This window comes from Microbacterium sp. H83, assembly GCF_001650405.1.
Taxonomy (GTDB): Bacteria; Actinomycetota; Actinomycetes; order Actinomycetales; family Microbacteriaceae; genus Microbacterium.
Map to the genome: position 1 here is coordinate 1 of NZ_LWCU01000036.1, position 6,429 is coordinate 6,429.

8 protein-coding genes and 2 pseudogenes are annotated in these 6,429 nt (G+C 68.0%); 8 read left to right on the forward strand and 2 right to left on the reverse strand.

The genetic code is table 11. From position 1 onward, the window contains the following. Nucleotides 1-176, reverse strand: a pseudogene (locus tag A4X16_RS18495) (IS256 family transposase); the annotation flags it as partial. A 154-nt stretch (nt 177-330) separates the two neighbouring features. Here A4X16_RS18495 and A4X16_RS13745 point away from each other — a divergent pair. The 3 genes from A4X16_RS13745 to A4X16_RS13755 all read left to right on the forward strand — a co-directional run bounded on the left by A4X16_RS13745 (nt 331) and on the right by A4X16_RS13755 (nt 2,547). After that, nucleotides 331-774, forward strand: coding sequence for a tyrosine-type recombinase/integrase (locus tag A4X16_RS13745; RefSeq protein WP_269454911.1), 444 nt, complete (start codon nt 331-333; stop codon nt 772-774). Continuing rightward, nucleotides 764-1,111: a helix-turn-helix domain-containing protein gene (locus A4X16_RS13750; protein WP_061015168.1), complete on the forward strand. Its 348-nt coding sequence runs from the start codon at nt 764-766 to the stop codon at nt 1,109-1,111. The genes A4X16_RS13745 and A4X16_RS13750 overlap by 11 nt, the downstream gene beginning before the upstream one ends. Before the next feature lie 341 nt (nt 1,112-1,452). Next, nucleotides 1,453-2,547: a hypothetical protein gene (locus A4X16_RS13755; protein ID WP_157543490.1), complete on the forward strand. Its 1,095-nt coding sequence runs from the start codon at nt 1,453-1,455 to the stop codon at nt 2,545-2,547. A 3-nt stretch (nt 2,548-2,550) separates the two neighbouring features. Here the strand turns inward: A4X16_RS13755 and A4X16_RS13760 are convergent, their stop codons facing one another. Continuing rightward, on the reverse strand, nt 2,551-2,910 hold the full coding sequence (locus A4X16_RS13760) for an ArsR/SmtB family transcription factor (protein ID WP_061015170.1): 360 nt from the start codon (nt 2,908-2,910) through the stop codon (nt 2,551-2,553). An 83-nt stretch (nt 2,911-2,993) separates the two neighbouring features. On the opposite strand from A4X16_RS13760, the pseudogene A4X16_RS18500 reads away from it, so the two are divergent. The 5 genes and pseudogenes from A4X16_RS18500 to A4X16_RS13780 all read left to right on the forward strand — a co-directional run. Next, nucleotides 2,994-3,134: pseudogene (locus A4X16_RS18500) on the forward strand (FAD-dependent oxidoreductase); the annotation flags it as partial. A 138-nt stretch (nt 3,135-3,272) separates the two neighbouring features. Then, a complete protein-coding gene (gene cmtR / locus A4X16_RS18125; RefSeq protein ID WP_016465417.1) occupies nt 3,273-3,632 on the forward strand; it encodes a Cd(II)/Pb(II)-sensing metalloregulatory transcriptional regulator CmtR in 360 nt (119 codons plus the stop codon). After that, complete coding sequence (locus tag A4X16_RS13770) at nt 3,629-5,542, forward strand: heavy metal translocating P-type ATPase (protein ID WP_197491842.1); 1,914 nt, start codon at nt 3,629-3,631, stop codon at nt 5,540-5,542. The genes cmtR and A4X16_RS13770 overlap by 4 nt, the downstream gene beginning before the upstream one ends. After that, nucleotides 5,539-6,099 carry a signal peptidase II gene (lspA, locus tag A4X16_RS13775; RefSeq protein ID WP_016465415.1) on the forward strand — a complete coding sequence of 187 codons (561 nt, stop codon included), beginning with the start codon at nt 5,539-5,541 and terminating at the stop codon, nt 6,097-6,099. The genes A4X16_RS13770 and lspA overlap by 4 nt, the downstream gene beginning before the upstream one ends. A gap of 115 nt (nt 6,100-6,214) precedes the next feature. Then, a partial coding sequence (locus A4X16_RS13780) for a transposase (RefSeq protein WP_067120983.1) occupies nt 6,215-6,429 on the forward strand: 215 nt, incomplete at its 3' end.

The following is a 6,429-nucleotide window of genomic DNA, read 5'->3' on the forward strand; positions in this document are numbered from 1 at the left end:
CGGGTAGTCGTGCGCTCGCTCGTGCGCTCGTAGGGGGCGGCGCCGATGAATGCGGCTGTCTCCGCGTCGATCAGCTCCTGGTAGAGCCGCTCGGTCGCGGCTCGGATGCGGTCGGTGGTGCCGGTGAGCTTCAGTTCCCCGAGCAGCTCGAGGAGGGCAGACTGGTCAAGAGCCATCGTGCGGTGTCGTCTTTCTGTGTGAGTTCTTGGTCGTTCTCACTGACCATCGCACGATGGCTCACCCCGTCGCGGTCACGACGCCGCGGGCCCGAAAGACCACCACCCCGCGGGACTCCAGGCGGTGGCCCCGGGGTTCGGGAGTTTCGGAGCGGTGTATGTCCGGCACGGGAAGGGCAGTCGGGGCACCGGTCCGAAGCGACGGACCGTGCTGACTCTGCCCGAGTTCGACTGGGTCGTTGACGGCCTCACCCATTGGGTGGACCAGGGCCGGCCGCGGGTGGTCGGTGATTGGGAGACGGACATCCTCTGGCCGACGGAGCGCAGGACCAGAATCGGTGGCCGCTACCTGAACGACCGTTTCGCCGAGCTGCGCGACGAAGCCGGACTTCCGGAAGAGCTGGTTCTGCACTCGCTGCGGCACACCTATGTGACGAACCTCATCGAGTGGGGCTACAGCGAGAAGTTCGTGCAGGATCAGGTGGGCCACACGTTCGCTTCGACGACGGCGATCTACACGTCTGTCGGGGACGACTATAAGAACCGGGTGCTCGCTGATGCGCTCAAGAGGAACACGGAGGACCGTGATGGGGACTGACTCGAAGGGGCCGATCGACTGGCACCTGCGTGCTCTGATGGCCGAGGCTGGGATGTTCCAGACCACGGAGCTGCTCGCGCCGCTGCGCGAGCAGGGCATCGTCTTGTCCCGCGAGCAGGTGTATCGACTGGTCACCAAAGCACCGGAGCGGTTGAACGTCGAAGTTCTTGCGGCGCTGTGCCGCATCTTCGGATGCCAGCCGAACGACCTCATCACTGTCGTGGCGCGACCGGCAGCGGCGAAGAAGACGGGCACTGGGCGGGGGCGTGACACGGCGATCGGGGACCTTCGTCCTGTGCGTGCGCGACTTCATCGTCCCGCCGATCCAGGCCGATGACGGCTACGCCGTCACAGACGTGTGACCGTTGCGGGCGTTCGAGCGCGGGCCGTTACTCGCTGCTCGGCGAGAAGATCTGCAACGTCTGCTACAGCGCGCTCCGCAGGAACCCGTCAGAGTGTCCGTTGTGCGGGAACATCCGAGTCCTCGCATTTCGCACCGATGAAGGCGTAATCACCTGTGCGATCTGCGCCGGACACCCGCCACGGTTCGCGTGCCGCACGTGCGGCAGTGAGGAGTTCCTGACCGGAACGCACTGCGGGCGATGCCGGCTGCAGGCACGACTGGACGAGCTCATCGGACCCAAGGGATCGGCTCCGATCGAGCTGACCAGGCTTCGCGTGTACCTTGCGAACGCGCCGATGGACCCGCGTTCGGTGGTGCGCTGGCTGCGGCGGCCGCACGTCACAGAGACCCTGCGCGGCATGGCCACGGGCGCGCTGCCCGTTGATCACTCGTCTCTTGATCAACTCCAGCAAAGGCCAGCAACGCGGTATTTCCGGCGTCTGCTCATCGAAGCCCAGGTGCTGCCGAACATCCACGTGCTGCAGCACGAGCTCACGCTGCACGTTGCCGCGGTGGCTGCGACTCTCGAGCGCCCGACCGGGAACAAGCTCCGCCGCTTCTACAGATGGGACGTGTTGCCCAAGCTTCACAGGCGCTATCGAGACCGCGATCGAGACCTGTCCAACGAGGCCTTCATCGGCCAGCGCGGGAAACTGGCCGCGGTCGTCCGGTTCCTGACCTGGATGGATGCTCGCGGGCTCGCCGTCAGTGACCTTGATCAACGCACGCTCGATCACTACATCGCCCGCGTCAAGACGCGAGAGCCCGTGGAGCACTTCGTGCGGTGGGCGACCAAGACGCGGCTGACGGGCGACCTCGCCACCAACGTCCGGGCTGCACGAAACACGATGTCGAACGTGACCGAGGAGGAGCTGTGGCGCGATATCGACCTTCTGCTCAACGGAGAAGATGTGGAACTGGAAGTGCGCGTGGCAGGGCTGTTCATGCTCCTCTATGCGCAGATCCTCGGACGCGCCGTCAGTATGACTCGCGACCGAGTAGACGCCACCGGGGCGCAGGTGACCGTGCGGTTCGGGGTCACGCCCGTCGTGCTCGATGACCGGGTCGGGGACATCGTCAGACGGCACCTCTCCGCCGCGCCGCGACGGGGATACGCCGCGGGGGAATCGAGCTGGCTGTTCGAGGGACTCTCGCCCGGCGCTCACATGACTGCGGCCTACATCAGGCTGCGCCTCACGGAACTCGGGATCCGTCCACGCGTGTCACGCGAGACCCGGATGAACCTGCTGAGCATGCGGATGCCCTCGGCCGTGGTTGCCGACGTCATCGGAATCGGCAACCACACGGCGGACCGGCGTAAGAGCAAAGCCGGCGGGATCTGGTCGAACTACCCAGCCGTGCGTCGATGACTACTAGTTCGCACTGCCCAGCGCGGCAGGTCGCAGCGCATCCGCAGCCGCCTCGAGCGCCCCGTCGTTGAGCGCGAAGTACGCCCACTTCCCGCGCTGTTCGCGGGTGACAAGCCCGGCGTCGGTGAGGAGCTTCATGTGGTGCGAGACCGTCCCCTGTGACAATCCGACCGGCTCGATGAGGTCGCAGATGCAGGCCTCGCCGCCTTCGGTGCCGGCGATAAGGGAGAGCAGCATCACGCGGGTCGGATCACCGATGGCCTTGAACACCCGAGCGGAACGCTCGGCCTCCTCGGGGGTGATCGATGCGGTGATGCGCGGCACGCAGCACGTGCTCTGCTCGATGGTCACGGGAAGGCTCATGCGGATAGTCTGACACGTATTGACAAACTTCGATAGGTAAGCGAGTGTTCTCGTATTGAAGTTTTTCGATCTGAGGAGATGTGATGTCTGAGCTTCCTGTCGTCGTCATCGGTGCCGGTCCGCAGGGCCTGGCTGCAGCCGCCCACCTGACCGAACGCGGCGTTGACGCCGTGGTCGTCGAGCGGGGCGGCTCGGCCGGTGCTGCCGTGTCCGAGTGGGGACACGTGCGACTGTTCTCCGGGTGGCCGGAGCTCACCGATGCCGCAGCGCGACGCCTTCTCGAGCCGACCGGCTGGACGGCGCCAGCAAGCGGCTACCCGACCGGGGCTGAGTGGGTCAGCAAGCACTGTATAAATCAGTGCATGCTGACTATTGCTTCTCGCCTCGACGTCATGAACCGGCTCGGCCGGGCCATGGCGGACCCGACGCGTTCCCGGATCCTGATGACCTTGCTCGGCGGCCCGAGCTATCCGGCCGTGCTGTCGCGCGAGTTGGAGCTGACCCGCTCGAACGTCTCGAACCACCTGACCTGTCTGCGCGACTGCGGCATCGTGGTCGCCGAGCCTGAGGGGCGGCAGACGCGCTACGAGATCGCCGACCCGCACCTCGCGGCGGCGCTCACCGCACTGGTGGACGTGACGCTTGCTGTCGACGAGCACGCTCCCTGCGTGGACTCTTCGTGCACCGTGCCGGGCTGCTGCGGGACGGGAGCAGGCGAGTGAGCGCGGCGTGCGGCTGCGAGCACGACGAGCCCGAGACTGTCATAGGCGATGAAGCCGAGGAGGCGGAGCACCCCTGGTGGCGGGACCGCGGGATCATGGTCCCGGTCTTCTCCGGCGTCGCCATCCTCACCGGCCTGGCGCTGGAGTGGTCCGGGATGGAGATCCCGGCACTGGTGGCGTTCTGGATCGGTCTGCTGCTGGGCGCGTCGACGTTCACCCCGGGCGCGATCCGGAAGCTGTTCAAGGGCAAGCTCGGCATCGGCCTGCTGATGACCATCAGCGCCGTCGGCGCGGTGATCCTCGGCTACGTCGAGGAGGCCGCCGCCCTGGCGTTCCTGTACTCGATCGCCGAGGCGCTGGAGGACAAGGTGATGGACCGTGCTCGCGGCGGGCTCCGGGCGCTGCTCAAGCTCGTCCCGGAGACCGCGACCGTCCGCCGCGACGGCGTCTCGGTGGAGGTCGCCGCGAAGGACCTGGCTGTCGGTCAGTTGATGCTGGTGCGGCCGGGCGAGCGGATCGCGACCGACGGCGTCGTCCGCACGGGACGTTCCAGCCTGGATACGTCCGCGATCACGGGGGAGTCGATCCCGGTCGAGGTCGAGCCCGGCGATGCCGTGTCGGCGGGTGCGATCAACACCGCGGGGGCGCTGGAGGTCGAGACGACCGCGGCCGGCACGGACAACTCGCTGACCACGATCGTCGACCTGGTGGAGAAGGCGCAGGCGGAGAAGGGAGACCGCGCCCGTCTCGCCGACCGCATTGCCCGCCCGCTCGTGCCCGGCGTGCTGATCCTCGCCGCTCTCGTCGCGATCATCGGGTCGCTGCTCGGCGACCCGGAGCTGTGGATCACCCGCGCACTCGTCGTGCTGGTCGCGGCATCGCCCTGCGCGCTGGCGATCTCGGTCCCGCTGACCGTGGTGGCCGCCATCGGGTCAGCGAGCAAGTTCGGCGTGATCATCAAGTCCGGGGCCGTGTTCGAGCGGTTCGGCGTGATCCGCCACGTCGCGGTCGACAAGACCGGCACCCTGACCCGCAACGAGCCCGCCGTCACCGCGGTGCTCACCGCCGACGGCGTGACCGAGGCGCAGGCGCTGGCGTGGGCGGCGTCGTTGGAGCAGCACAGCACCCACCCCCTCGCGGCCGCGATCACCGCTGCAGCGCCTGAGGCCCCTGCAGCCGAGGGCGTGACCGAGCAGGCAGGTCACGGCATCGAAGGCGAGCTCGACGGCGCGCGGATCACGGTCGGCAGCCCGCGTTGGCTCGACGCCGGATTCCTCGGCGACCAGGTCGCGGGGCTGGAGGAGCAGGGCATGACGGTCGTGATCGTCCACCGCGACGGCGAGCCGGTCGCCGCGATCGGCGTCCGCGACGAGCTGCGCCCGGAGGTCCCCGAGGTCGTCCGTACCCTCGCCGCGCAGGGCATCGGGGTCACGATGCTCACCGGCGACAACGCTCGCACCGCCCGCGCCCTCGCCGCCCAAGCGGGGATCGAGGACGTCCGCGCCGAACTGCGCCCGGAGGACAAGGCCGCTGCGATCGCAGAGCTCGGTGCGAAGGGCTCGGTCGCGATGATCGGCGACGGCATCAACGACGCCCCCGCCCTGGCCGCTGCCGATATCGGCATCGCGATGGGCGCGACCGGCTCCGATGCCGCGATCGAGTCCGCCGACGTGGCCTTCACCGGCCACGACCTGCGGCTGCTGCCGCGCGCGTTCGACCACGCCCGCCGCGGACGGCACATCATCAACCAGAGCATCATCCTGTCGCTGCTGATCATCAGCGCCCTGCTCCCGCTCGCCCTCTTCGGCGTCCTCGGCCTCGCCGCCGTGGTGCTCGTGCACGAGATCGCCGAGGTCGTCGTGATCCTCAACGGTCTGCGCGCCGCCCGGACCCGGAAGACCATCGCGTGACCGTGCAGGACGTCGCCGCGACAGTCGGCGAAGACCGTACGGGCCCACGGCCGCAGGCGAGGAGAGCCCTTGGCTTCACCTTGGTCGTGGCCGTGCTCGCTGTGGTGCTCGACCAGGCCTCGAAGGCCCTCGCCGTGGCACAGCTGGCCCCGGGGGAACGGATCCCGCTGGTCGGGGACCTGTTCGGCCTGTCCCTGGTCTACAACCCCGGAGCCGCGTTCTCGCTCGGCTCCGGGGCCACCTGGATCATCACCCTCATCGGCGTACTCGCCTCCGCCGCGGTGGTCATCTTCGCCATTCGGCTGCGCGGTGCCCGCTGGGGCCTCGCGCTGGGGCTGGTCCTCGGCGGCGCGGTCGGCAACCTCATCGACCGAATCATGAACCCGCCCGCGTTCGGCCGCGGCCACGTCACCGACTTCCTCGCCTACGGCGACCTCTTCGTCGGGAACGTCGCCGACGTCTTCGTCGTGATTGGGGTCGGACTCGTCTGCCTGAACCTCCTCCTGCCGAACGCTCGCACGATGACCAACAGCGAGAGAACGGAAAGCGCCTCGTGAAAGTGGAATTGCTGCACATCGTCGACTGCCCCTGGACTGACCCCGTCTTGTAGGTCCAGTCGTTGTGTGAGTCGTCCTGTCGCCCGAGGGTTCGGGCAGGGAGACTGGTCAGATCATGACGAACAGCAGGAAGCGTCACACCCCGGAGCAGGTCGTCCGAAAGCTCGGGCAGGCCGACAGGATGCTCGCCGACGGCGCGGACGTCGCCGCGGTGTGTCGGGAGCTCGGCGTGTCCGAGCAGACGTACTACCGGTGGCGGAACCAGTACGGCGGCCTGAAGGCCGACGACGCGAAGCGTCTCAAGGAGCTCGAGAAGCAGAACGCCACTCT

Excerpts from the sequence above, each read along its gene's own strand:
- A4X16_RS13750 (WP_061015168.1), top strand. The coding sequence starts at position 764 with ATGGGGACTGACTCGAAGGGGCCGATCGACTGGCACCTGCGTGCTCTG.
- A4X16_RS13760 (WP_061015170.1), bottom strand. The coding sequence starts at position 2,910 with ATGAGCCTTCCCGTGACCATCGAGCAGAGCACGTGCTGCGTGCCGCGC.
- cmtR (WP_016465417.1), top strand. The coding sequence starts at position 3,273 with ATGCTGACTATTGCTTCTCGCCTCGACGTCATGAACCGGCTCGGCCGG.